Origin of the sequence: Arthrobacter sp. CDRTa11, assembly GCF_026427775.1 — a bacterium.
GTDB lineage: Bacteria > Actinomycetota > Actinomycetes > Actinomycetales > Micrococcaceae > Arthrobacter.
In genome coordinates this window covers 1,540,487-1,563,547 of the sequence record NZ_CP044532.1, presented here as the reverse complement: position 1 = coordinate 1,563,547, position 23,061 = coordinate 1,540,487, and the positions used below count along the sequence as shown (strand labels likewise).

Genomic DNA, 23,061 nt, shown 5'->3' with positions numbered 1-23,061 from the left:
CAATGGGGCTTGGTGCAGGTGGTTGGGGCTAGAGCTCAACCTCGACGAAGCCGTCGGAGATGCGGGTATTGAAAGTCTCCAGCCGAAGTTCCGCCGTTCCGAAGCATTCTCCGGTTTCGAGGTCGTAAACCTCTTTGTGCAGCGGCGAGGCGATGGTGGGACGGGTGCCCCGGGACCCGATGATTCCGCGGGCCATCACGTGGGCTCCGGTCGCCGGATCCTCGTGGGCCACCGCGAATACCTCACCGGGGGCCGTGCGGAAGATGGCCACCTGACGGCCGGAGATGAGCGCAGCCTCGCCCCAGGCGAGCTCCAGCTCATCCACCGGGCAGACACGGTGCCAGCCGGTGATGGTTCCGGCTGCATCGGTTACGACCGCCCCAATTTCCAGTGTTGCCGTCATGTCGGCTCCTCTCCCTGTGCTTCAGCGCCTAATGGCTCAACGCCTGTGCTTTTTGCCCCTTGAATCCAGGGCCTGTGCTTCACTGGCCACCTGATGCGGCCGTATTACCAAGCTAGGCCGCGGGTGTTTCAAAGGGGTGCAGTGAATGTGTCCGGCGCGTAAAAGAGACCTCACCCGCCCGGAAATGCGTTCGTGATGCAGAAGTTAAGTTCACGAAACAATTGGGAAACTGAAGCGAAACTGCGCCTGCCTAGTCTGGATGGACACCTCGTCAGAGAAAGGTCGCAGAGAACCGTCTGCGGCCCATGCGAAAGGCCCACAGTGACCGAACAGACTTACAGCACAGAGAACCCGCGCCGCATTGTCGTCGCCGGCGGCGGCCCTGCAGCCCACCGCTTTGCAGACGCCATGCACGCCCGTGGCCTCGATGGCTGGCATGTCACGGTCCTCACTGAGGAAGCACACCTCCCCTACGACCGGGTGGCCCTGAGCAAGGCCTTGACCCAGACGGACTACGATCTCACCTTGGGCGATGCGTCCATGTGGGACCACGAAGCCATGGATCTGCGCACCGGCGAACGCGTGGTTAAGGTCAACCACGAAGCCAAGACCGTCGAGACTGCCGCCGGCAACACGTACGCCTACGACTCCCTTGTGGTTGCAACGGGTTCGAATGCGGCACGCCTGCCCATCCCCGGCGCTGAGCACACCCACGTGTACCGCACGCTCGAAGACGTGTGGGCCATCAACAAGGCCATTGCCGAACTCACGGAAAAGCTTGGCCGCAAGGTCAACGCCGTCACCATCGGCGGAGGCCTTCTCGGGCTCGAGTCCGCCGCCGGTACGGAGCAGCTGGGCGCCAACCCGATCGTCATCGACGGTTCACAGTGGCTGATGGCCACGCAGCTTGACGAAGGCGCGGGCCAGGCAATGGGCCGGCTCATCAAGGCCAAGGGCTTCGAAGTCCACGGCGGCGTCTTCCCTTCGGAAGTATTGTCCGACGACGAGGGCCAGGTTACCGGTGTCCTCATGGCTGACGGCCGTATTATCGACGCCGACATGGTGATCGTCGCCATCGGCGTCCGCCCGCGGGACGAGCTCTTCCGCGCGGCCGAAGGTGAAGATCAGGTGTTCAGCCTGGGCCAGCGCGGCGGCGTGGTCATCAACGACTACTGCGCCACGGAAGTACCTGACATCTTCGCCATCGGCGAGGTGGCGAACTTCGGCGGCATGTGCCTGGGGCTGGTTGCTCCCGCGAACACCATGGCGGAGATTGTCGCCGACCGCCTGCACGGCGGCGAGGCTACCTTCCCGGGCTTTGACACCGCCACCAAGCTCAAGCTGTCAGGTGTGGATGTTGCCAGCTTCGGCGACGGCTTCGCCAAGACTGAACACTCACTTGAGATCGTCTACGCTGACCCCGCCCGCGGCGTCTACCAGAAGATCGTCACCACCGATGATGCCAAGACCCTGCTGGGCGGCATCTTCGTGGGCGACGCGACCCCCTACACAAGCCTGCGCCCGCTCCTCGGCCGCGAACTCTCCGCCGAGCCCGGCGCTTACCTCACCGCGGCAGGCGGCGGCGATGCACCCGATACCGAACTGCCGGACGACGCCATCCTCTGTTCCTGCAACAACGTAACTGCCGGAACTATCCGCGACACCGTCAACGGCTGCGGCGCCTGCGAGGGCAACGCCCCCGTCCAGGAACTCGGCGAGCTCAAGGGCTGCACCCGCGCCGGGACCAGCTGCGGTTCCTGCGTCCCCATGCTGAAGAAGCTGCTCGAAGGCGAACTGACGAAGTCCGGCGTCGAGGTCTCCAAAGCCCTCTGCGAGCACATCGAGCTCTCCCGCCAGGAACTCTTCGACGCCATCCGCGTCCTGGAGCTCACCTCCTTCGAAGAGATCATGGCCAAGTACGGCACCGGCGCCGGCTGCGACATCTGCAAGCCCACCATTGCCTCCATCCTGGCCAGCCAGCACAACGCCTACGTCCTGGACGCCGGCCGCGGCGCCCTGCAGGACACCAACGACCGCGCCCTGGCGAACATGCAGAAGGACGGCACCTACTCGGTGGTCCCCCGCATCGCCGGTGGCGAGATCACCCCGAAGAAGCTCGGCGTCATCGCCGCCGTGGCCGAGAAATACAACCTGTACACCAAGATCACCGGCGGCCAGCGCATCGACATGTTCGGCGCCCGGCTGGAGCAGCTTCCGGAAATCTGGAAGGAACTGGTGGACGCCGGCTTCGAATCCGGCCAGGCCTACGGCAAGAGCCTTCGCACGGTGAAGTCCTGTGTCGGTTCCACGTGGTGCCGCTTCGGTGTGCAGGACTCGGTGGCCATGGCCATCCAGCTGGAACTGCGCTACCGCGGCCTCCGCAGCCCGCACAAGCTCAAGATGGGTGTTTCAGGCTGTGCCCGCGAATGCGCCGAGGCCCGCGGCAAGGACGTTGGGGTGATCGCCACCGCCGACGGCTGGAACCTTTACGTCGGCGGAAACGGCGGCGCTACCCCGGCGCACGCCCAGCTGCTCGCCAAGGACCTCGACGACGAAACCTTGCTCAAGTACATCGACCGCTACTTCATGTACTACATCCGCACCGCCGACCGCCTGCAGCGCACCGCACGCTGGCAGGAGGAGCTCGACGGCGGCATCAAGCACGTTGAGGACGTGGTGGTGCATGACACGCTGGGCATCGCCGAAGAGCTTGAGGCGGCCATGGCCAAGCATGTCGATACCTATGTGGATGAGTGGGCTGACACGCTGAAGGACCCAGAGCGCCTGCGCCGGTTCCGTTCCTTCGTCAACGCGCCGGACCAGAAGGATGACTCCATCACGTTTGTCCCCGACGAGCGCGGCCAGTTCCGGCCCGCCACTGCGGAAGAAAAAGGGAAGGTCCTCATCGGGGCCTCCATCCCCCTGAGGCCCCGCGATGAGAACGAGGTATAGGCATGCAGCTCAGCATTGATCTCACAGGCCGCGAAGTCCTGGTCACAGGCTCGGACCACGCGGCGCGCCAGGCGGTCCGCCGCTATGAAGCCGCCGGCGCCGTCGTGTACCGCCTCAGCACCCCGCAGGGGGCCGGGCATGACGGCCCGCTGCCCGAACGTCCGTTCCTGGTGGCAGCAGTCAACGATGGCCAGGCGGGCTGGGAAGCCCTCCTGGAGCGGTGCCGTGAAACCGGCATTCCCGTTTCCAGCGAGCCTGCTGCCGGTCAGACCGGCCACGTCACCCTCGTGGGTGGGGGCCCGGGCACCACAGAGTTACTGACAGTCGCCGCCGTCAAGGCGCTGCGGGATGCCGACGTCGTGTTCTACGACCGGCTGGCCCCCTACCAGGAACTGCCCTCCCTAACGTCAGCTGAACTGGTGGATGTGGGCAAGAAGCCCGGCCACCACAAGGTCAGCCAGGCAGACATCGAGAAGCTGATGGTGGAGAGCGCACTGGCCGGAAACAACGTGGTCCGGCTCAAGGGCGGGGACCCCTACGTCTTCGGCCGCGGCGGCGAGGAAGTGGCTTCCTGCGTGGCGGCGGGAGTACCCGTCCGGGTGATCTCCGGCGTCACCAGCGCCATCTCCGTTCCGGCAGCGGCAGGGATTCCGGTAACCCACCGCGAAGTCAGCCACATGTTTACCGTGGTCTCCGGCCACGCCCCGCTTTCGGAAAAGGAGCTCACCCACCTGTCAGGGCTGGGCGGCACGATTGTGGTCCTGATGGGCATCGGCACCCTGCACCATCTGGCGGCAGGCCTACGCCGAGCCGGCATGCGTGCCGACATGCCCATGGCAGTGGTGGAACGCGGGTACCGGCCCGGACAGCGCACCACCATCGCGGACCTGGGCACCATTGTGGGAGCTGCCTCCGGCTGCACCAACCCGGCCGTCCTGGTCATTGGCGAGGTGGTTCGCGTGGCAGAAGCCAACCGTGGGCATGCTGAGGCCGCCGCCGACCTGGACAGGCTGGCGGCCTCGCTGCTGGGTTCGTGAAAGGATTGAACCCCATGAATGCACTTGCACCGGCCGAAGCCCCGCAGCTTTCCGAGGCGCCCGGGCAGGAGCCTACAGACTCCCCGCTGGAAGGCTTCCGCATCGGAGTCACCTCGCACCGCCGTTCACGCGACCTCATTGAGGCCCTCGAACGCCGCGGTGCCGAGGTCCTGCATGCCCCGGCATTGAAGATCGCCCCGGTGCAGGAAGACGTCCGCCTCATCGAGGACACCCGTGCCATCATCGCGGCCCGCCCCGACCTCTGCATCGCCACCACCGCCTATGGGATGCGCCGCTGGTGCGAGGCCGCTGATTCCTTTGGCATCGGTGAGGAGCTGCTGGAAACCCTCGGCGCCTGCCGGATGTTTGTGCGCGGGCCCAAGGCCCGCGGTGCCGTCCGCGCTGCCGGCCTTGCCGACGTCGGAATCAGCAGTGACGAAACCACCTCCACCCTGGTGGACATGCTGCTCGCGGAAGGCGTGCGCGGCAAGACAGTAGCCGTGCAGCTGCACGGCTATACCGATGTCCGGCAACTGGAGCGCCTCCGGATGTCCGGCGCCACAGTACTGACGGTGACACCCTACCGCTGGGTCAAGCCAGAGGGTGAGGACCGGCTTCCCCGGCTCATCGAAGCGGCGTGCAGCGGGAACCTTGACGTCCTGACGTTCACCTCCGCCCCCGCCGTGGACGCCATGTGGAGCACAGCCCATGAGATGGGCGTCTACAAACAGCTGATCGAGAGCCTGAAGACAAACGTCACCACGGCAGTAGTGGGCCCTGTCACGGCCCAGCCGCTGCTCGACGCCGGCGTCACACCGCTGATTCCCGAGCGGTTCAGGATGGGTGCCCTGATCCGGCTGGTCGGTGAGCACCTGGCCCTCAACCATGTCCGGCGCCTGGACACCAGGTCCGGCAACATCGAACTGCGCGGACGAAGCCTGCGGATTGACGGACAACAGGTGGAACTCGCGCCTGCCCCGCTGCTGTTGCTGCGCGCCCTCCTGGGAGCCGGCGGCGCCGTGCTCTCCCGCGAGTCGCTCTCTGACCTGCTGGAGCTGAGGGGCTCGGTCCATGCGCTGGACATGACTGTCAGCCGCCTCCGGTCCTCACTGCCGGACGGCCGCCTCGTGGAGACCGTGGTCAAGCGGGGTTACCGGATCCGCGTCTAGGTCCGCTGTTTCGACGGCACCACCGGCCTTGCATGTCATTCCGGCGCTGAATGAGATGCAGGTCACGGGTTCTGTTACCGGCCAGTAAACGTTGGCGAACCGCGCGCATTTTTTCGGCAACCACCGGGAAACACGCCGGAAAAGGCCGCCGCCTACGCTGGGGTTCATCAAGAACGTCCAGGCCGTGAACACAACCATGGCCGCCAGCGAAAGGGCCAGGACATGTCTGCTCCGGCATCGTTTAACTCCGTCTCCAGCGCACCCCATATCGTCATTGCCGGCGCCGGACCGGCAGCCCAGGCCCTTGTCAGCCAGCTGGGGCGGGCCCGTTTCAGCGGCAGCATCACCGTGCTGAGCAACCGGGACGACGCCCCGGAAGAATTGCTGGAACTCGCTGCCCTCCCCCAGGTTTCGGTCCGGTTCGGCCAGCCGGCCAGCTTCATCGACGCCGACAACCGCACCGTCACCACCGCGGACGGCATGGAGTTCAGCTACGACCAGCTGGTCATAGCCACCGGCTCCGCACCCATGGCGTCCCCTGTTGAGGGAGCCAGCAGATGCCTCAGCTACTCCACCATCGACGACGCCGCGAGGATCGGCGAAGCAGTCCGGGAAGTCACCCGCGAATTGGGCCGCCGCCCGCTCGGCATCCTGGTGGGCACGGGTGCGGCAGCGGGACAGGCGGAAGCCGTGCTCCGGGCGCGCGGTGTCCGCCCCATCCGGACCACCCTCCGCCCGGCAGCCGTGGTGCCCTACGATTCGGGATCCACCCTCTCAGCATCAGGGCTCATTGCCACCGGCATCGTTTTTGAGGACGGCAGCAGCATGAACGGCGACCTGGTTGTCATGGCGGAGGAAAGGGTCTCCCGTGACGGGCTGGCCGCTGCCGCCGGCCTCCGGACGGCGCCCAACGGCGGCATCGTCATCAACCAGGACTTCCGGACCTCCGTCCCGGGCATCTGGGCCATCGGAGACGCGGCAGCGTTCGACGGCGTGCGCCTGGGACTGCTGGTGGCGGCGGCTTCCGCCGCCGGGGCCTGCGCCACCCGGCTCATGACGGCCGCGCCGGCACAGCGGCGGGCGCAGGTCGCGGCCTGACCAGTTGCCCTGGGGCTACCGCGGGCGTGGCAAGATGGTCACCTGACGAGCCATAAGACAATGCTGGCGCCCGCGGCCCACAAGGCCGCCCGCCAGGGCCCCTTGGAAGGAACATCTTGAGCAACGAAGCAACCCCAGCCATGCAGCAGCCCGTGGGCAGCATTCCCGCGCCGGACACCATCGCTTCCTCCATCGACCACACACTCCTCAAGCCCGAAGCCAGCGAAGCGGACATCCTGAAAGTGTGCGCTGAAGCCGCCGAATATCATTTCAAGTCGGTTTGTGTGAATCCCATCTGGGTCAAGACAGTCAAAACGGCCCTCAAGGGATCGGGCGTCCTGACCTGCTCCGTGGTCGGATTCCCCCTGGGCGCCACTCCCAGCGACGTCAAAACCTTCGAAGCCCGGGGCGCCGTCCTGGACGGCGCCGACGAAGTGGACATGGTCATCAACATCGCCGCCGCACGGGCAGGTGACAAGGGAGCCCTGGTGGAGGACATCGCCGCGGTGGCGGAAGCCGTCCATGCGAGCGGCGCCATCCTGAAGGTCATCATCGAAACTGCGCTGCTGGACGATGCCCAGAAGGTCCTGGCCTGCGAGGCAGCGGTGGAAGCCGGGGCCGACTTCGTCAAAACCTCCACCGGGTTCAACGGCGGCGGTGCCACAGCCGAAGACGTGGCCCTGATGCGCCGCACCGTAGGCCCGTCCCTTGGCGTAAAGGCCTCCGGCGGCGTACGGTCGCTGGCCGACGCTCAGGCTATGATTGCTGCTGGTGCAACACGTATTGGTGCCAGCTCCGGCATTGCCATTGTCAAGGGTGAACAAGGTTCATCTGGGTACTGACCGCAACCGGCACCGCCACAGTTTGAGCCCTCCGGGGCGAAGGAGGAATAAATGTCCAGCAAGACCACGGCTTCCAGCCAAGACACCATCCAGACGCCCCAGAACGAGAACAGCCTGGTGACCAGCATCGCCCTGTTTGCCGTCATGATTGCGCTTTTCCTGGGCGCCATCTACTCGCTGTCCTTCCTCACCCTGGACAACCCCTGGCCAATGGCAGTCTGCCTGGGCCTCTTCGCCCTGGCCTTCTGGATCCCGCAGACCATCCTGGGCCGCTCAGACTCCGCCGGCGAGCACTAGAAGCCGCCACGACGCAAAGCTGAGGCCCTGGATTTTTCTAGGGCCTCAGTTACTTAAAAGCTGATCTGAATCAGGGTTCAGGTGACGGACAACTAACTTGCCTCTTTGAAACCGAGATCGTCACGCGCCCATTTTCGAACAGCAGCTTCAACAGATGTCTGCTCGTCGAAGTCCACCGTTGAATAAATGTGCCCGGACAAATCCGTTGGAAGACCAGCCGCCGTTCGATCCTTCAGCACTGCACATCGACGTCCGGTGACTACCATGCCGCCAAGCTCGATGAGGGCGTTGTAATTTAAGCCCCGATCGACACGATCCTCAATAAACCCCAGTCCGTACCGACAAGCCCACATATATGCTCCCACATTTCCGAAAAGATCATCGTCAACGATGGAGTCCGAAGCCAAGTGCAAGGTCAATCCGTACTCACGAAGCACCGTACGGGCCGTTTCAATGGCCAGTTGCACAGGGTCCGACAAGGATCCCTCCGTAGGGAATCTGGTCATAGCCAGCACATTGTTGTCGAATGGATGACGGTCCGTCAGTCGTCGGATCCCTGCTGACCAACGAGGTGGTGCTGCCCACGCGGGAATGACAGTCTGATCGACATGCGCGAATTCAGCACCGTGACTGCCGGACATGGGCGTAGCCGCTTTGCCTAGCCCGAGTTGCTCCACATGCGCCTCTCCAAAGGGAGTGACGGCCCAGCGAGAATTTGAATGCCTGACAACTAGATTCCTTTTTGCCAAGCCGGCCAGAGTCGCGCTTATGTTGCCCGGAGCAGGAACATTCAATTGGGCAAAGGCGTCTCTAAGATCTGCAGGGACAAACCTTCGATCCTCCGACCTCCGCGATGCTAAGTCGGCCAAAACTATCAGCCGGTCGCTGGGGCTGTGAAGACTCTGGATCTGCAGTGCAAAGCGGTTCACGATAGCTAGTCGTCCCCGATGAGGGATCGACCGAGTCGTTCAGCTTCTACGACCCCATCATATTTAATCTTGTACAAGGCATTCTTACCGACACCGGTGACCGTAACGAATGGCTTCAATGCCACGGTCGTCTTTGTGTAGTTGCTTGTGTCTAGGAGCCCTGCCTCATCAATATGGGCTCGAACAATCGAGTCAGGAACAGGATTCCCGCCGTCCAGCCCTGTCCATTTCATTCCGGCAAGGAGCAGTAACGTAAGGTTGGTGACTTTTTCTTTCCTGGATTCGCCGAGTTTTGCAATGGGACCTGTAAACGTCAGCTGGCCTTCGTGTTCATCGAAGATCCTATCGACTTTCTCGGACGGGACCTTAAGTTGCTGGCCTATCTTATCTAGAGGCCCCCCAGAGTTAACCTCGGTAGATGGCGGGCTAACTGGCGTCAACTTTACTGAGTTGGCTGGCAGGGGGAGCGCATGACTGTCAAGATCGACGGCCAACTCTAAGGCCTTGGCAAAAGCGAGGGCGCGAAGGTCGTCAGGTACTCCGGCAGTTTCCACGGCGACGACGGCGCTCTTCAGCAACTCGGCAATATTCAAAATAGGACTCCCCATCGATCGCTATTCGCTAAACAGACCCTGATTCTAAATGAATCTTGTCATATTCGAAGAACAAATCAGGCCTCTTGGTTGAACCACTTTCGTCAATCACTCGTGGACAGTGGCGGATAACGACCACATTCTCTGCTCTTCCCGAATAGAAATTGCATCGCAGCAAGTGGCTATGCACAGGGAATGGGCGCGTCAGACCGCGCCGAAAAGGCGGCTGAACAGGCTCGTCCCCAATGACATAGCGGCGGGGAAATGTGATTTCGCCAGGGACCATCCGGCGATGCACATGCCAACCATGGCGTACGCACTGACAGGGATAAGCACCAGCCATTCCCGCCGGGAGCCCGCCCGGCCCAGCAGCGGCAGGGAGAATGCTCCGTTGGCTTTCCAAACATCGTTGAGCACCGGGAGTTTACGCAGGAACCGCGGTGGCTTGATCACGATGGGCCATAGCAGCGGCACTCCGCCGGTGGTGATCATGTCTCCGACGATATGCACCACCACACCGGTCAGCATCGATACCGGGAGCCAGGTCCACTGGTCGGGCGCAAACCAGGTGACCAGCCCCGCCATGGTCAGGGCGAAAATCCAGTTGCTGATGAAGCCGGACTTGGGAAAAAGCTTCAGGGCCTTGGCCGCGATGTTGATCATGAACATGCAGAGCAGGCCTGCACCTACGGACAGTAGTCCCCATTGTGTCTGCACCTGGATCTGCCCCGCCATGGTAGCCAGCAGCACAAAAAACGCAGCCCCCAGGATGGAGTGGGTCCCTTGCCTGTGCCCGCCGCTGGCATTTTCGATGCCCACCGCTATGACGTTGGACAACGGGGGCAGGGAATGCGCCACAGTGCTTGAGCGGTGGTCCCAGTCGCACACCAAGGCTGTTCCGGCTGTAGCCATGCCGCCAATCAGGATGCCCGTGGCGTCCAGAGGATACCAGCCGAAGGCGTACGGGCCCGTCGACGCAACAGCTACCCACGCCGCGGCTCCCGACGCGGCGTGGTGTCCTCCCATCACGGTCAGTTCGCCGTCGGCGATACGGAGACAGGTGCCTCGGCGAAGATGTTGCTGATGACTCCGTTGGCCCACTCCAGGATTTCGGCGTCCTGCAGGTCACGGCCGCCGATCCTGGCGGTCTTCGGCTTCGGGATCAGCACCGCGTCCAAGGCAGGCTTGGACTGGGCGCCAGGGTACATCCGGGTCAGCCGCATCAGCTTGGACTCCGGGAGCTGGGCCGGGGAGAACTTAATGAAGTTGCCCTGCAGCGCCACGTCGGAGAGGCCTGCTTCGCGGGCGCCCACCCGGAAACGGGCCACCGAGATGAGGTTGTTGGCCGGCAGAGGAGGCTCGCCGTAACGGTCCACCAGCTCAGCCAGGACCTCGTCGATGGCCTCGTGGGTGAGCGCGGAAGCCAGCTTGCGGTAGGCCTCCAGGCGCAGGCGCTCTCCCGGCACGTAGTCGTGCGGCAGGTGGGCGTTTACAGGCAGCTCGATCTTCATTTCGGCGGCCTTTTCCTCGGCCTCGCCCCGGTAGTCTGCCACGGCCTCGCCAACGAGCCGGATGTACAGGTCAAAGCCAACGCCCTGGATGTGGCCGGACTGCTCCCCGCCCAGCAGGTTGCCCGCACCACGGATTTCAAGGTCCTTCATGGCCAGCTGCATGCCGGCCCCGAGCTCGTTGTGGGTGGCCACTGCCTTGAGCCGTTCCAGGGCCACCTCGCCCAGCGGCTTCTCGGAGGGGTAGAGGAAGTAGGCATAGGCCCGCTCCCGGCCGCGGCCCACGCGTCCGCGGAGCTGGTGGAGCTGGGAGAGCCCGTATTTGTCCGCGCCGTCCACAATCAGGGTGTTGGCATTGGAAATGTCCAGGCCGGTTTCGATGATGGTGGTGCAGACCAGCACGTCAAAGCGCTTTTCCCAGAAGTCCACGATGATTTGTTCCAGCCGGCTTTCGGACATCTGCCCGTGGGCCACTTCAACACGGGCCTCCGGCACCAGCTCACGGATCTTCGCCGCGGTGCGTTCGATGGTGGAGACCCTGTTGTGCACAAAGAACACCTGGCCCTCACGCATCAGTTCGCGGCGGATTGCCGCCGAGCTCTGCTTGTCCGTGAATGGCCCCACGTAGGTAAGAACAGGGTGACGTTCCTCCGGCGGCGTCGCCAGTGTGGAGGTCTCCCGGATGCCGGTAAGGGACATTTCCAGGGTTCGTGGAATGGGCGTGGCACTCATGGCCAGCACGTCCACGTTGGTGCGCATCTTCTTGAGCGCTTCCTTGTGCTCCACCCCGAACCGCTGCTCTTCGTCAACGATCACCAGGCCAAGATCCTTGAACGCAAAGTCCTTGGACAGCAGCCGGTGCGTGCCGATCACCACGTCCACGGAACCGCTCTTCACGCCCTCAACTGTCTCCTTTGTCTCCTTGGTCCCCTGGAAACGGGACAGCGCTTTGACCCGGAGCGGGAAGCCGGAGAAGCGCTCGGTGAACGTCTCGTAGTGCTGCTGCGCCAGCAGCGTGGTGGGAACCAGTACTGCCACCTGTTTCCCGTCCTGCACGGCCTTGAACGCCGCCCGGACGGCGATCTCCGTCTTGCCATAGCCCACATCGCCGGAGACCAGCCGGTCCATGGGGATCTCGCGCTCCATGTCCGCTTTGACCTCATTGATGGTGGTGAGCTGGTCGGGCGTTTCGACGTAGGGGAAGGCCTCTTCGAGCTCCCGCTGCCAGGGGGTGTCCGGTCCGAAGGCGTGTCCCCTGGACGCCATTCGGGCCGAGTACAGCCGGATCAGTTCGCCCGCGATCTCCTTGACTGCCTTGCGTGCCTTGGATTTGGTGCTGGCCCAGTCAGAGCCTCCCATCTTGCTGAGCACAGGAGTGTCACCGCCCACATAGCGGGTTACCTGGTCCAGCTGATCGGTGGGCACAAAAAGCCTGTCCCCCGGCGCCCCCCGCTTGGACGGCGCATATTCCAGGACCAGGTATTCGCGGACGCCGTCCCCACCGCCGGCGACCTTGCGCTGGATGAGTTCCACGAACCTGCCGATGCCGTGCTGTTCGTGGACCACATGGTCGCCCGCAATGAGCTGCAGCGGATCCACGGCATTCCGCCGCTTGGACGGCATGCGGCGCATGTCTTTGGTGGACCCTGCAGAAGTCCTGCCGAGGAGGTCCGCTTCGGTCAGCAGCGCGAGTTTGAGGCTGTCCAGGACAAAACCGCGTCCGACGGCGGCAGTGGTCACCTCGATGATGCCCGCCTGTGGCTCCTTCTCCAGGGTGTCCACGCGGGCGCAGGGGATGTCAGCGTCGTGGAACAGTTCAGCCAGCCGCTGTGCCGGTCCGGGGCCCTCGGTCGCCACCACGATCCGCCACTGGTCGCGCACGTGGGAGCCGATGAAATCCATCATTTCGGCGACGTCGCCCTGGTAGCCCCGGGGCTCCCGGGCATGAAGGTTCAGGACGTCAATCTCCGGGAGGAGTTCCTCGTCCGTGGCTAGTGAGGTGATGGACCACCAGGACACCTCGTGGTCCAGGGCGGAGCCGCGGGTTTCGGACAGGGACCGGAAGCTGGCGGAGTGCAGTGCTGCTGAGGCCTGCGAACTGAGGTCCAGCGGTGCCGTCCCGCCGTCAGAGGCCGTGGACCACGCAGCTTCCAGGAACTCCTCGTTGGTCGCGGCAAGGTCGTGTGCGCGGGTGCGTACCTTCTCGGGTTCGATGACCACTGCAATGGAGCCGGCCGGAAGCTGCTCCACAAAGGGCACCATCGAGTCAACCAGCACAGGCGCCAAAGACTCCATGCCTTCCACGGTGATTCCGCCGGCGATCTTCTCCAGCATGTCGGCGGCGGCAGGCAGCTGTGCCTTCAGTGTTGCCGCCCGGGACATGACCGACGGCGTGATGAGGATTTCGCGGCACGGCGGGGCATGCAGCTCACTGGGATGGTGGACGCCGGGTGCCGACAGGGAGCGCTGGTCGGCAACGGCGAACCAGCGCATCTGGTCCACCTCGTCGCCGAAAAACTCCACACGGATGGGGTGGTCCTCTGTGGGCGGGAAAACATCCAGGATGCCGCCACGGACAGCGAACTCCCCCCGGTGCGTCACCATGTCCACCCGCGCGTAGGCTGCGTCGGCGAGGTTCCTGACAACGTCCGAGAACGGAACCTCCTGGCCCACCTTGAGGGTGACGGGAACCAGATCACCCAGGCCGGCCACGATCGGCTGGACCACGGCGCGGACGGGAGCCACCACCACCCGCAGCGGGCCCGCCGTCGAGCTTTCCGCGTGCGCGAGCCTGCGCAGCACCGACAGCCGGCGTCCCACGGTGTCCGAGCGCGGTGAGAGACGCTCATGGGGCAGGGTTTCCCAGCTGGGGAATTCGGCCACCGAATCGGCCGGCAGGTAGGCCCGCAGGGCTGCGGCCAAGTCTTCTGCCTCGCGTCCCGTGGCAGTGACCGCCAGCACGACTGCCGGTTTCCCGCCGTCGCGCGTTCCGTGGTCCTCGTGCGCAGGATCCGCGGAGTTTCCCGACAGGCCGCCGGCCATCTCCGCAAGGAGCACGGCGCGGAGCCCCGCTGGCGCGCTGATCTGGTAGTCCTGCCCGCGGACGGCAAAACCCCTGGCTGCCTCGGCCTGGACGCGGGCGAACGTCGGGTCTCCGGCAAGGACGCGGCGCAGTCCATCCAGGGACGGACCGTGATGGGACGGGCCGGTGAGGCTCATGGCAGAAGCTCCTGTGGTGTTCATGGGGATCGCAGGCAACACGAAAACCCGAAATTCGTGTGGGAATCCCGGGTAATCCAAGCCTACCGCGCTGTGGGGCGGGCTTTCAGGACGTGGCAGTCCGGACGCCCCGCCGCTCCGAATGGCATAGTGACGGCAGCACAGCGACCAGAACACTGTCACCAGGACAGTGACATCAGGACAGTGACATCAGGACAGCGACAGCAAGGAGCCAGTATGGCGGAGTCATCCACTACGTCGGATACATCGGAGCCCAACCCAGCGGCGAAAACTGTCCTCGTGACAGGAGCCACCGGGTACATCGGGGGCAGGCTGGTTCCCAGGCTGCTGGCGGAAGGCCACACCGTCAGGGTCCTGGTGCGTTCGCCGGACAAGATCGAGGCAGTGCCATGGCGGGACCGGGTGGAGGTGGTCCGTGGCAGCCTGGATGACGCCCAGGCTCTCAAAGCGGCGCTGCGGGGTGTTGACCTCCTCTATTACCTCGTCCACTCCATGGCGGCAGGTTCAGGATTTGAGGCCAAGGAAAAGTCCATGGCCGAGCTGGCCGCCCAGACAGCCGGGGAAGCGGGAGCCCGGCGGATCGTCTACCTGGGTGGCCTGCATCCCGGGAACACCGGGCTGTCCACCCACATGCGGTCCCGTGAGGCGGTGGGCCGGACGTTCCTGGCCGGTCCCGTGGACGCAGTGGTTTTCCAGGCCGGAGTGGTGATCGGTTCAGGCTCGGCCTCCTTCGAGATGATCCGGAACCTGTCGGAGACGCTGCCTGTCATGCCGGCGCCCAGCTGGGTCCGGAACAAAATAGAAGCCATTGCGGTCCGTGACGTGCTGCACTACCTGGTGCGTGCTGCGGTCCTGACGGAGCCTCTCAACCGCAGCTTCGACATCGGCTCCCGGGACGTCCTGACATACGCGGGAATGATGAATGAGTACGCCGCCGAAGCGGGACTCCCGCACCGGCTCATCCTGGCCCTTCCGGTGCCCGCCCCACGGCTGGCCGGACTCTGGGTGGCACTGGTGACGCCCATCCCGCTCTCCATGGCACTGCCGCTGGTGCAGTCCCTGCAGCATGACGCCGTCTCCGCGGAACACGATATCGACCAATACATCCCCCCGCCAGACGGCGGCCTCACCGGTTATCGGACCGCCGTCGCCCTTGCCTTGGGGAAGGAACGCGACGGACAGGTGGAGACAACCTGGGCCAATGCCGGCGCCGACGCTGATCCGTTGCCCAGCGACCCGGATTGGGCCGGGCACACCGTGTTCGTGGATGAGCGCACCTTCCACGGTGATGTCGCTCCGTCCCACGTGTGGACGGTGATCGAAGGTATTGGCGGACGTAACGGCTGGTATTCGCTCCCCTTGGCCTGGCAGGTCCGCGGCTGGCTGGACAAGCTCACCGGCGGTGCCGGGCTGCTGAGGGGCCGCCGGCACCCAGGGAACCTGGCGCCGGGCGAAGTGGTGGACTGGTGGCGGGTGGAACGGATCGACCGCGGGACGCTCCTGCGGCTGCGGGCAGAGATGCGTGCACCCGGCCGCGCCTGGCTGGAGCTGTCAGTCGAGCCGGACGGCACGGGCAGCCGGTACAGGCAACGGGCCATCTTTTTCCCCAAGGGCCTCAGCGGCAGGCTCTACTGGCTGGGCGTACTTCCGTTCCACAGCCTGATCTTTCCGGCTATGTCAAGGAACATCATCGCCGCGGCCCGGAAGATAGCAGACCTGCAGGACCGTTCCCAAAAAGCGGACTCCCGAAAAGACGGCGGTTTCCACTAAGGCAGAGGGTGCCCCGTAGGATGTGGGGAGCAAAAAGCGTTCTGACCCCGAACCACTGGAGGACCCATGGCACTGAGTGCAACCACTACCCTTCCCCACGCCGTCGACAGCGTAGCCGCTGTTTTCGCGAACGAGGATTTCCAGCGGCACACGAGTGAATACGTTGGCGGAACGCTGGAGTCCTTCGCAGTGGCCGGCGATATTGCCGGGGCTTTCAGCACCACCTCCGTCCGGACCCTTCCCACTACCCGCCTTCCGGAGATCGCGCGCAAGTTTGTGGGCGAGAAGCTCACCGTGACCCAGGTGGAGAACTGGGATGCCCCTTCTGCCGACGGATCCCGCCAGAGCAACATCACGCTCAAGATCTCGGGTGCCCCCCTCGACGTCACGGCCGTCCAGCGCCTGGTGGCGGAAAACGGCAGCACCCGCATTGAGCTGGAGGGCAACGTGACCTCGTCGGTGCCTTTCCTGGGCGGCAAGATCGCCGAGGCGGCAGAACCCATGGTGACCAAGGCCCTGAATATCCAGTCGCAGCAGGCGCAGGCCTGGCTCGAAAGCCACTGAGGTCATGGAGCTCCCCGCGTTCGCGGCCTGGATCCTGATCATCGCCGGTGTCTGGTCGCTGGTGGTCTGGCCGCAGTTCCTCCGCCGCGTGATGAAAGACCCGCGGGCGCGGGATGCTCAGGGCAAGGCCACTAAATTCCTGACGGTCCATCTGGTATTGGTGGGCGTTTCGATGGCGCTCGGTGCCGCCACCGCCGTGATCGGGTTTATGGCGCTGCTCGGCTAGACTGAAAAACAGGTGCGCCGGGAAGTCTGGTCGGCAATGTATTTGTCGACCCCCTAAATATCCAGGAGCCTTCATGGCCAACCGCCCTGCCCGCCCCTTCCTTGCTGTCAAGGTCCTCAGCCGTTCCAGTTACCCGGAGTACCTGCGGATCTCGCAGATACTCCGGCTGGAGACGGTCGGTGGGGCGCTGCTCCTCGTGGCTACCGCGGCCGCGCTGATCTGGGCCAACTCGCCGGCCGCGGATTCGTACTTCGGTCTCCGGGACGTGAAGCTGGGCTATGAGCCGTGGCACCTGAGCCTGTCGCTGGGCCACTGGGCCTCTGACGGCCTGCTGGCCATCTTCTTCTTCATCGCCGGCCTGGAACTCAAACGCGAGTTTGTTGCGGGCGAGCTGCGCACCTTTTCAAAGGCGGTGGTTCCCGTGGCCGCGGCGGTGGGCGGCGTGGCCGTTCCTGCCATCATCTATGTCCTGTTCAACCTCGGCCAGGGAGCGGACAGCCTACGGGGGTGGGCGATCCCGACAGCCACCGACATCGCCTTTGCCCTGGCGGTACTGGCTGTCATCAACACCCACCTCCCGGCCGCACTCCGGACCTTCCTGCTGACGCTGGCCGTGGTGGATGACCTGCTCGCCATCGGCATTATCGCGTTCTTCTACTCATCCGGGCTCCAGCCACTCCTGCTGCTGGCGGCGCTGATACCGCTGGGCCTGTTCACCCTGCTGGTCCAGAAACGGATCAGCAGCTGGTACCTGCTGCTCCCGCTGGCGGCGGCAACGTGGGCCCTGGTGCATGCCTCCGGAATCCACGCCACTGTTGCAGGCGTCCTGCTCGGCTTCGCCGTGCCGGTGCTGGCTTCGCGGAAACGCGGTGAAACGGGGGCCGGCATGGCCGAATCCCTGGAGCACAGGCTACGCCCGCTGTCGGCGGGATTCGCCGTGCCGGTTTTCGCGTTCTTTTCGGCCGGCGTGGCAATCGGCGGTCTCCAGGGCTTCCAGTCTGCGCTGGCGGATCCCGTGGCCCTGGGCATTGTGGCCGCCCTGGTGGCAGGGAAAACCATCGGTGTGTTCGGGACAACCTTCGTGCTGACCAAAACAACGCGGGCAAAACTTGATGAGGACCTCGCCTGGGTGGACGTTGCCGGCCTGGCCCTGCTGGCCGGCGTGGGTTTCACCGTCTCGCTGCTCATCGCCGAGCTGAGCTTCGGTTCAGGATCGGCCCACAACGACCACGCGAAGGTGGCTATTCTGTCCGGCTCACTGCTGGCGGCCCTGCTCGCCACCGTTCTGCTCCGCCTGCGCAACCGGCATTACCGCACCGTAAGGGACGCGGAACGAAGGGACAATGACGGCGACGGCGTGCCGGACCTCTTCGAGCACAAGTCCTGACCCTTGATTGCCGCCCGGCCCGGATGTTGACCCCGCTGCGATCCTGCGGACTCCGGTTTCGCAGAACCAGCCAGGCCTTTTATGCGATCCGGTTCGACTTTTATGCCGTCTGGTTCAGGGCATCCTCGGCTGCAACCCAGGAGATCATGGCGCACTTAACCCGGGCGGCGTAACGGGACACTCCCTCAAAAGCCGCCGCATCGCCCAGGATGTCCGGATCCGCCTGGATCTTCCCGCGGGAGCGCAGGACCTCCCGGAAGTTCTGGATCACAGAGTGCAGTTCGGTGACTGACATCCCCTCGGCCATCTCGCTCAGGACAGAAGCCGAGGCCATGGAAATCGAGCAGCCTGCCCCGTCCCACGAGACCTGCGCCACCTTGTCCCCATCTACGGCCACGCGGACAGTGACCTCGTCACCGCACACGGGATTGAGCTGGTGCGACTGCCCTGTCGAGGCGCCTTCCGGGGCCGCTGTTTCGGCCAGCCCGCTGCCGTGACGGGCTTTGGCATGGTCAAGGATGATCTGCTGATAAAGCTGGTCAAGGCTCATGTTCTTACTTTCGATAGTCCGGGTGCTAGACGCGGAAGTAGCTTCGGACTCCGGCGACGGCGTCCAGGAACACGTCAACGTCGTCGGTGGTGTTGTACAGATAGGCGCTGGCCCTGGTGGTGGCCGTCAGTCCCAGGCGCCGGTGCAGCGGTTGGGCGCAGTGGTGCCCAACCCGAACGGCAATGCCCCGCGAATCGAGGAACTGGCCGACGTCGTGGGCGTGAACGCCGTCCACGTCGAATGCCGCGAGCCCGATCCGCTCCTGCCCGGCTACTGGCCCCAGAACACGCACTCCCGGGATGTCCTGCAGCCCGGATACCATGCGCTGGCCAAGCTCCGACTCCCAGTGATGGATCCGCTCCAGGCCTGTCTCGGTGAGATAGTTCGCGGCGGCGGCCAACGCAACTGCCTGGGAGATCCGCTGGGTTCCGGCTTCGAAACGCTGCGGTGCCGGCAGGTATTCGGCCCTCTCCATGGTCACCGTGGTGATCATGGACCCGCCGGTCAGGAACGGGGGCAGGGCGTCCAGGATGTCCTGCCTGCCGTAGAGTACGCCGATCCCGGTAGGGGCAAGCATCTTGTGGCCGGAAAAGACCGCGAAATCGACGTCAAGGTCCTTCACGTTCAAGGGCAGGTGCGGAGCGGATTGGCAGGCATCCAGCACCACCAGGGCTCCGGCTCTCCTGCCCAGAGCCACCAGTTCCTGTACTGGGTTGATGATTCCGAGCACGTTCGAAGCGTGCGTGAAAGCCAGTACCTTGGTCCGCTCCCCGATGATGGCGGCAGCCTGGTCCATCCTCAGCGCCCCGGTGTCATCCACCGGGATGTAGCGGAGCGTGGCGCCGGTGCGGAAGGCGAGTTCCTGCCAGGGGATCAGGTTGGCGTGGTGCTCCATTTCCGTGACAACGATCTGGTCCCCCGGTCCTACGGCCAGGCTTCTGAGCCTCGCATCCCCCCGACCCTGCGCAGACCACAGCGAGGCGTTGGACAAGGAGTAGCTGATGAGATTGAGGCCTTCGGTGGCGTTGGAGGTCCACACTGTTTCCGTGTAATCGGCCCCGATGTAATCGGCCATGGTCTGGCGGGCGTCTTCGAAGACTTCGGTTGCTTCCACGGCGAGGTGGTGTGCGCCGCGGTGCACCGCGGCATTTCGCTGTTCGTAGAACTCCTGCTCAGCCTCGATCACACTGAGCGGGTTCTGCGACGTCGCACCCGAATCCAGATAGACCAGCTGCCGCCCGTTCACCAACTGTCCGAGGACGGGGAAGTCATTGCGGATCCGCAGGACCTCCGAGTTATCCATGGCCGGCAATGCGCGTTCCAGCGTGGCAGGCGTTGATACTACGGCCAAAGCTAACTCCTTGAGGTGCCAATGGATTGACACTCAATTGTCCCACAGCACGGCTGTAGCGGCTTCCCCAAGGGGTTGCCGCCACAGTCGCTCCGGGCTTCAGCCGTCGGAATATGAGGGCCGGCGACGGCTGGGGGGAGAGCCTCGGTCTCAGAAGACTCTGACGTCGCCGGCCCCGTCTGTACCCGGTCCTGAAGGACCGGAAGTTCAAGTACAAAGAGGCCTGTAATGCTTGGTGGCTTGGTCTGCGGCTTGTCCTGCCGGTTCCTTTTGCCTCTTTCAGTAAACCCTGTTTGAGGCACCGGTACACGAGTAGCAGGTACTCGTCTTTTGCCGGCGAACACTACCGGTTACATACGCCTGATACGCGTAGTCCCGGCCAGACCACTTAGGCACGGCCCGGCCAGACACCACTACGGAGACAGCCGGTATTTCTGACTGTCAATGGTGGAAAGTGGGTCTTGGCTATGGTCTGGAAGCGAAGACGCTAACTCTTTGGAAGCGCGGACGCTAACTCGTCGCGGCTTCGCACACCCAACTTGACGTACGTGCGGTAGAGGTGGCCTTCCACAGTCCGCACCGACACCATCAGCCGCTGGGCGATCTCCCGGTCTGTGAGACCCTGCAGGGCGAGCTCCACAATGTCCTGCTCCCGGCGGGTCAGGTGCACGGCCGGCGCCGCGGCGATGAAGTGCCCCTCCCGGAACCGCTCACCGAGTTCGTGATCGCATTTCTCACGGAGTGCAACGGCCTGCCTGGCGCGGCGCCGTTCACCGGACTGCTCCAGGAGTGTACTTGCCCTGGCGTAGGCCTCCCGGGCAAGGTTTACGAAGCCTGAATTTTCAAGGGCTGTTGCTGTGTCCATCAGGGCATCGGCATCCGTAGGCTCCCAGTTCCGGGACAACATCAGCATCGCTTCCGCCCACCTGCCTTCGACATCCTTGGCAAGCGAATGGACAAGGGGAATCACCGAGTTGTCACCCAGGTCCCAGCAGATGGCCAGGAATTCCAGGAGGGTCCCAGGGCGGGCGGAGACGTCATGGGTGGTTGCCAGCGTATGGATCGAGGCCAGGCCTTTGCCGTCCCGGGCAAGGTACTCAGACGCTGCGGCGGCATAGGCTGCCGCCAGGTGCTCGTGCGGCCGGGCGATGATGGCGTCCTTGTAGTCCTGCTCCAGCCGTATTGCCTGGGCGACGTCACCCAGCCTGGCAGCCACATAGAAGCCCAGTGCGGAACCGAAGCGAAACAGCTGCTGTGGATCGTTCAGCCTGAGTGCTTCCACCGCCGGCAGGAGCATTTGGTAGGCACGCTCAATCCGGCCCTGCCGCAGGAGCGAATAGCCGCGCAGCACCTGGACGCTCCCGCTGAAGGTGGCCGCACCCTGCACCTGGCTGGCTGCATAGCTGGCAAGTTCACGTTCGGCGGACTCCCACTCGCCCATGGCAAGGTAGTTGATCACCAGCCTGCCCAGGACGAATTCATTGAAGCAGAACAGGCCGTCCTGGAGCGCAGGAAGTTCTGACGCGGCCAGCAGTGCGGCATCCAGCCCCTCCACGTTTCGCCCCGCTGCCGAGAGCGTGTGAGCGAGCAAGGCCAACCCGAACGCACGGAGCGCATCGTCAAAAGGCCCCGCCGGAGTGCGGTTTTTGATGCCCTGGATTTCAGCCTGGAGCGCCTCATGGTTGCCTGCAGCCCCAAGTTCCAGCAAATGAAGGACGTTCTCCTGCCAGGTCCCAGTGCCGTTGCCACCAGGAAGGCCGCCAGCGGATCCAGCCATCGGCGGGATGAGCCCGGCCTGGCTGAGAAGCTCCCGGGATTCGGCCGCGAAAGTCTCCGCTGACTTTCCCAGGGCCTGATGTGATTGTGCCCTGAGCATCAGTACCTGGGCGGCTTCGGCGCTGTCCGACAGCGGGAGCCAGCATTCGTCCAGGACATCCGCCGCCGCGGAATAATCTGCCTTGTTGAAAAGTGCCCGCGCCCGGACGGCCTGGGCGTGCGGCACCAGGTCGGAACGATGCACTTTTGCCGCCATCATCACGGCGCTCACATTGCGGAACTTGGTCACTGCGGTGCCGGCTGCTTCCAGCAGGTCCGCGTCGGCAACTTTCTGCCCGCACTCCAATGCCCATTCCACTGCTCTGAGCCGGCCTTCTGCGCCGGCTGGTTCAGCGTGCTGGCCACGAATCTTTTCCAGCAGCTGCAGGCTCCGGGAGACGGAGACATTCTTCCGAACAGCCTGGCCGAACAACGTGTTCCACATCCGCAGCTCAGCGGGGTGGCCGGTACCCTCCACGATCATCTGCTGGTCCAGCAGCGCACGGACCACTTCGGCCCCGCTGATGTCCTCTATGACTTTTCTCGCCACGGGTTCGGCAAGGGCGATGAGCTTAAGGGCTTCCTGTTCCTCCGGGCTTCGCCGCAGGAGGTCTTTTGTGACCACCGCTGTGAGCCTTGGCCCGTCAGCCGGCAGCGGTCCCAGGAGCATCCAGATGCCGTTGCGCTTCGCCAGCACTTCCCGCTCCGCCGTGTCGTGGAGCAGCGCATCCAGGATCCGGGGGTTCCCTCCGGAGGCGCTCCAGATGGCATCAACGGTGCCGGCTGGGATTGTTCCGTCAAAGACGTGGGTGAGGACTTCCTCGATCTGTTCCCGGTTCAGCGGGCGAAGATCCACACGTTCCGCCAGTCCGTCATACCAAAGCTGGGCCAGCGGCTGCGGCAGTCCGGGCCGTGGCCTGCCGGAAGCAACCACACTTGCCCAGCCTGCTGAAATCATGTCTGCCACAATGCTGGCAGTTGAATCATCAAGGTGGTGGGCGTCATCCACCACCAGCAAAAGCGGGGTGTCCTTGCCCGCCTTGAGTTTCTCGAAGTAGGTCCAAACTGACCTGAGGACCGCCACCGGTGATACAGAGTCCTCCGCTGTGAGTTCCGCCGTATACGGGGCCAGGACGCCAAAGGGAACTCCGGCCAGCGAGGAACTGCCGTGGATCTGCACAACGATCATTTCGGTAGCAAGGCGCTCAGTGATGGCTTCGCTGAGCGCTGACTTCCCGATGCCCGGCCCGGCCATCAGGAATACCGCCTGACTGGTGCGGTTTCGGATAATGTTGCAGATCCGGTCCAGCGGTTCGCGCCGGCCTGTCAG

The 23,061-nt window shown here is 64.2% G+C and carries 18 protein-coding genes; 10 read left to right on the top strand and 8 right to left on the bottom strand.

Annotated elements, in window-relative coordinates:
• Nucleotides 1-28 precede the first annotated feature (28 nt).
• Nucleotides 29-403 (bottom strand): nitrite reductase small subunit NirD, encoded by a 375-nt coding sequence (gene nirD / locus F8G81_RS07130; RefSeq protein WP_267278303.1) that lies wholly within the window; start codon nucleotides 401-403, stop codon nucleotides 29-31.
• A gap of 321 nt (nucleotides 404-724) precedes the next feature.
• Between nirD and nirB the strand changes: the two genes are divergently transcribed.
• The 6 genes from nirB (at nucleotide 725) to F8G81_RS07100 (ending at nucleotide 7,798) form a co-directional block, all read left to right on the top strand.
• Nucleotides 725-3,355 carry a nitrite reductase large subunit NirB gene (gene nirB / locus F8G81_RS07125; RefSeq protein WP_267278302.1) on the top strand — a complete coding sequence of 877 codons (2,631 nt, stop codon included), beginning with the start codon at nucleotides 725-727 and terminating at the stop codon, nucleotides 3,353-3,355.
• Nucleotides 3,356-3,357: 2 nt separating this feature from the next.
• Nucleotides 3,358-4,392 carry a uroporphyrinogen-III C-methyltransferase gene (gene cobA / locus F8G81_RS07120; protein ID WP_267278301.1) on the top strand — a complete coding sequence of 345 codons (1,035 nt, stop codon included), beginning with the start codon at nucleotides 3,358-3,360 and terminating at the stop codon, nucleotides 4,390-4,392.
• 14 nt (nucleotides 4,393-4,406) lie between these two features.
• Entirely contained in the window at nucleotides 4,407-5,561 is a 1,155-nt protein-coding gene (locus F8G81_RS07115; RefSeq protein WP_267278300.1) for a uroporphyrinogen-III synthase, read from the top strand.
• A 222-nt stretch (nucleotides 5,562-5,783) separates the two neighbouring features.
• Nucleotides 5,784-6,659, top strand: a complete 876-nt coding sequence (locus F8G81_RS07110) for an FAD-dependent oxidoreductase (RefSeq protein ID WP_267278299.1) — start codon at nucleotides 5,784-5,786, stop codon at nucleotides 6,657-6,659.
• Between the two features lie 116 nt (nucleotides 6,660-6,775).
• Nucleotides 6,776-7,501, top strand: coding sequence for a deoxyribose-phosphate aldolase (deoC, locus tag F8G81_RS07105; protein ID WP_416377113.1), 726 nt, complete (start codon nucleotides 6,776-6,778; stop codon nucleotides 7,499-7,501).
• A gap of 51 nt (nucleotides 7,502-7,552) precedes the next feature.
• Nucleotides 7,553-7,798, top strand: coding sequence for a hypothetical protein (locus tag F8G81_RS07100; protein ID WP_267278298.1), 246 nt, complete (start codon nucleotides 7,553-7,555; stop codon nucleotides 7,796-7,798).
• A gap of 92 nt (nucleotides 7,799-7,890) precedes the next feature.
• On the opposite strand, the gene F8G81_RS07095 is transcribed toward F8G81_RS07100, so the two are convergent.
• The 4 genes from F8G81_RS07095 to mfd form a co-directional block, all read right to left on the bottom strand.
• Nucleotides 7,891-8,277 (bottom strand): hypothetical protein, encoded by a 387-nt coding sequence (locus F8G81_RS07095; RefSeq protein ID WP_267278297.1) that lies wholly within the window; start codon nucleotides 8,275-8,277, stop codon nucleotides 7,891-7,893.
• Between the two features lie 455 nt (nucleotides 8,278-8,732).
• Nucleotides 8,733-9,320, bottom strand: a complete 588-nt coding sequence (locus F8G81_RS07090; RefSeq protein WP_267278296.1) for a hypothetical protein — start codon at nucleotides 9,318-9,320, stop codon at nucleotides 8,733-8,735.
• 204 nt (nucleotides 9,321-9,524) lie between these two features.
• Nucleotides 9,525-10,346, bottom strand: a complete 822-nt coding sequence (locus tag F8G81_RS07085) for a metal-dependent hydrolase (protein WP_267278295.1) — start codon at nucleotides 10,344-10,346, stop codon at nucleotides 9,525-9,527.
• 5 nt (nucleotides 10,347-10,351) lie between these two features.
• Entirely contained in the window at nucleotides 10,352-14,047 is a 3,696-nt protein-coding gene (gene mfd, locus F8G81_RS07080) for a transcription-repair coupling factor (protein ID WP_267278294.1), read from the bottom strand.
• A gap of 237 nt (nucleotides 14,048-14,284) precedes the next feature.
• Between mfd and F8G81_RS07075 the strand changes: the two genes are divergently transcribed.
• From F8G81_RS07075 to nhaA, 4 genes are all read left to right on the top strand, one after another.
• Nucleotides 14,285-15,838 (top strand): SDR family oxidoreductase, encoded by a 1,554-nt coding sequence (locus F8G81_RS07075; RefSeq protein WP_267278293.1) that lies wholly within the window; start codon nucleotides 14,285-14,287, stop codon nucleotides 15,836-15,838.
• 66 nt (nucleotides 15,839-15,904) lie between these two features.
• Nucleotides 15,905-16,402 (top strand): DUF2505 domain-containing protein, encoded by a 498-nt coding sequence (locus F8G81_RS07070; RefSeq protein ID WP_267278292.1) that lies wholly within the window; start codon nucleotides 15,905-15,907, stop codon nucleotides 16,400-16,402.
• A 4-nt stretch (nucleotides 16,403-16,406) separates the two neighbouring features.
• Nucleotides 16,407-16,628, top strand: a complete 222-nt coding sequence (locus F8G81_RS07065; protein ID WP_267278291.1) for an SCO4848 family membrane protein — start codon at nucleotides 16,407-16,409, stop codon at nucleotides 16,626-16,628.
• Nucleotides 16,629-16,701: 73 nt separating this feature from the next.
• Nucleotides 16,702-18,015, top strand: coding sequence for a Na+/H+ antiporter NhaA (gene nhaA / locus F8G81_RS07060; RefSeq protein ID WP_267278290.1), 1,314 nt, complete (start codon nucleotides 16,702-16,704; stop codon nucleotides 18,013-18,015).
• Between the two features lie 100 nt (nucleotides 18,016-18,115).
• Here the strand turns inward: nhaA and sufU are convergent, their stop codons facing one another.
• From sufU to F8G81_RS07045, 3 genes are all read right to left on the bottom strand, one after another.
• Nucleotides 18,116-18,565, bottom strand: coding sequence for a Fe-S cluster assembly sulfur transfer protein SufU (gene sufU / locus F8G81_RS07055; RefSeq protein ID WP_267278289.1), 450 nt, complete (start codon nucleotides 18,563-18,565; stop codon nucleotides 18,116-18,118).
• Nucleotides 18,566-18,590: 25 nt separating this feature from the next.
• The gene (locus tag F8G81_RS07050; protein WP_267278288.1) at nucleotides 18,591-19,916 is read right to left on the bottom strand and encodes a SufS family cysteine desulfurase; all 1,326 of its coding nucleotides are present in this window, start codon (nucleotides 19,914-19,916) and stop codon (nucleotides 18,591-18,593) included.
• A gap of 487 nt (nucleotides 19,917-20,403) precedes the next feature.
• Complete coding sequence (locus F8G81_RS07045) at nucleotides 20,404-23,040, bottom strand: LuxR C-terminal-related transcriptional regulator (RefSeq protein ID WP_416377134.1); 2,637 nt, start codon at nucleotides 23,038-23,040, stop codon at nucleotides 20,404-20,406.
• Between the last annotated feature and the right edge of the window lie 21 nt (nucleotides 23,041-23,061).

Excerpts from the sequence above, each read along its gene's own strand:
- sufU (WP_267278289.1), bottom strand. The coding sequence starts at position 18,565 with ATGAGCCTTGACCAGCTTTATCAGCAGATCATCCTTGACCATGCCAAA.
- nirD (WP_267278303.1), bottom strand. The coding sequence starts at position 403 with ATGACGGCAACACTGGAAATTGGGGCGGTCGTAACCGATGCAGCCGGA.
- nhaA (WP_267278290.1), top strand. The coding sequence starts at position 16,702 with ATGGCCAACCGCCCTGCCCGCCCCTTCCTTGCTGTCAAGGTCCTCAGC.
- F8G81_RS07115 (WP_267278300.1), top strand. The coding sequence starts at position 4,407 with ATGAATGCACTTGCACCGGCCGAAGCCCCGCAGCTTTCCGAGGCGCCC.
- F8G81_RS07085 (WP_267278295.1), bottom strand. The coding sequence starts at position 10,346 with ATGGGAGGACACCACGCCGCGTCGGGAGCCGCGGCGTGGGTAGCTGTT.
- F8G81_RS07070 (WP_267278292.1), top strand. The coding sequence starts at position 15,905 with ATGGCACTGAGTGCAACCACTACCCTTCCCCACGCCGTCGACAGCGTA.
- F8G81_RS07075 (WP_267278293.1), top strand. The coding sequence starts at position 14,285 with ATGGCGGAGTCATCCACTACGTCGGATACATCGGAGCCCAACCCAGCG.
- F8G81_RS07065 (WP_267278291.1), top strand. The coding sequence starts at position 16,407 with ATGGAGCTCCCCGCGTTCGCGGCCTGGATCCTGATCATCGCCGGTGTC.
- F8G81_RS07110 (WP_267278299.1), top strand. The coding sequence starts at position 5,784 with ATGTCTGCTCCGGCATCGTTTAACTCCGTCTCCAGCGCACCCCATATC.
- mfd (WP_267278294.1), bottom strand. The coding sequence starts at position 14,047 with ATGAGCCTCACCGGCCCGTCCCATCACGGTCCGTCCCTGGATGGACTG.
- cobA (WP_267278301.1), top strand. The coding sequence starts at position 3,358 with ATGCAGCTCAGCATTGATCTCACAGGCCGCGAAGTCCTGGTCACAGGC.
- F8G81_RS07100 (WP_267278298.1), top strand. The coding sequence starts at position 7,553 with ATGTCCAGCAAGACCACGGCTTCCAGCCAAGACACCATCCAGACGCCC.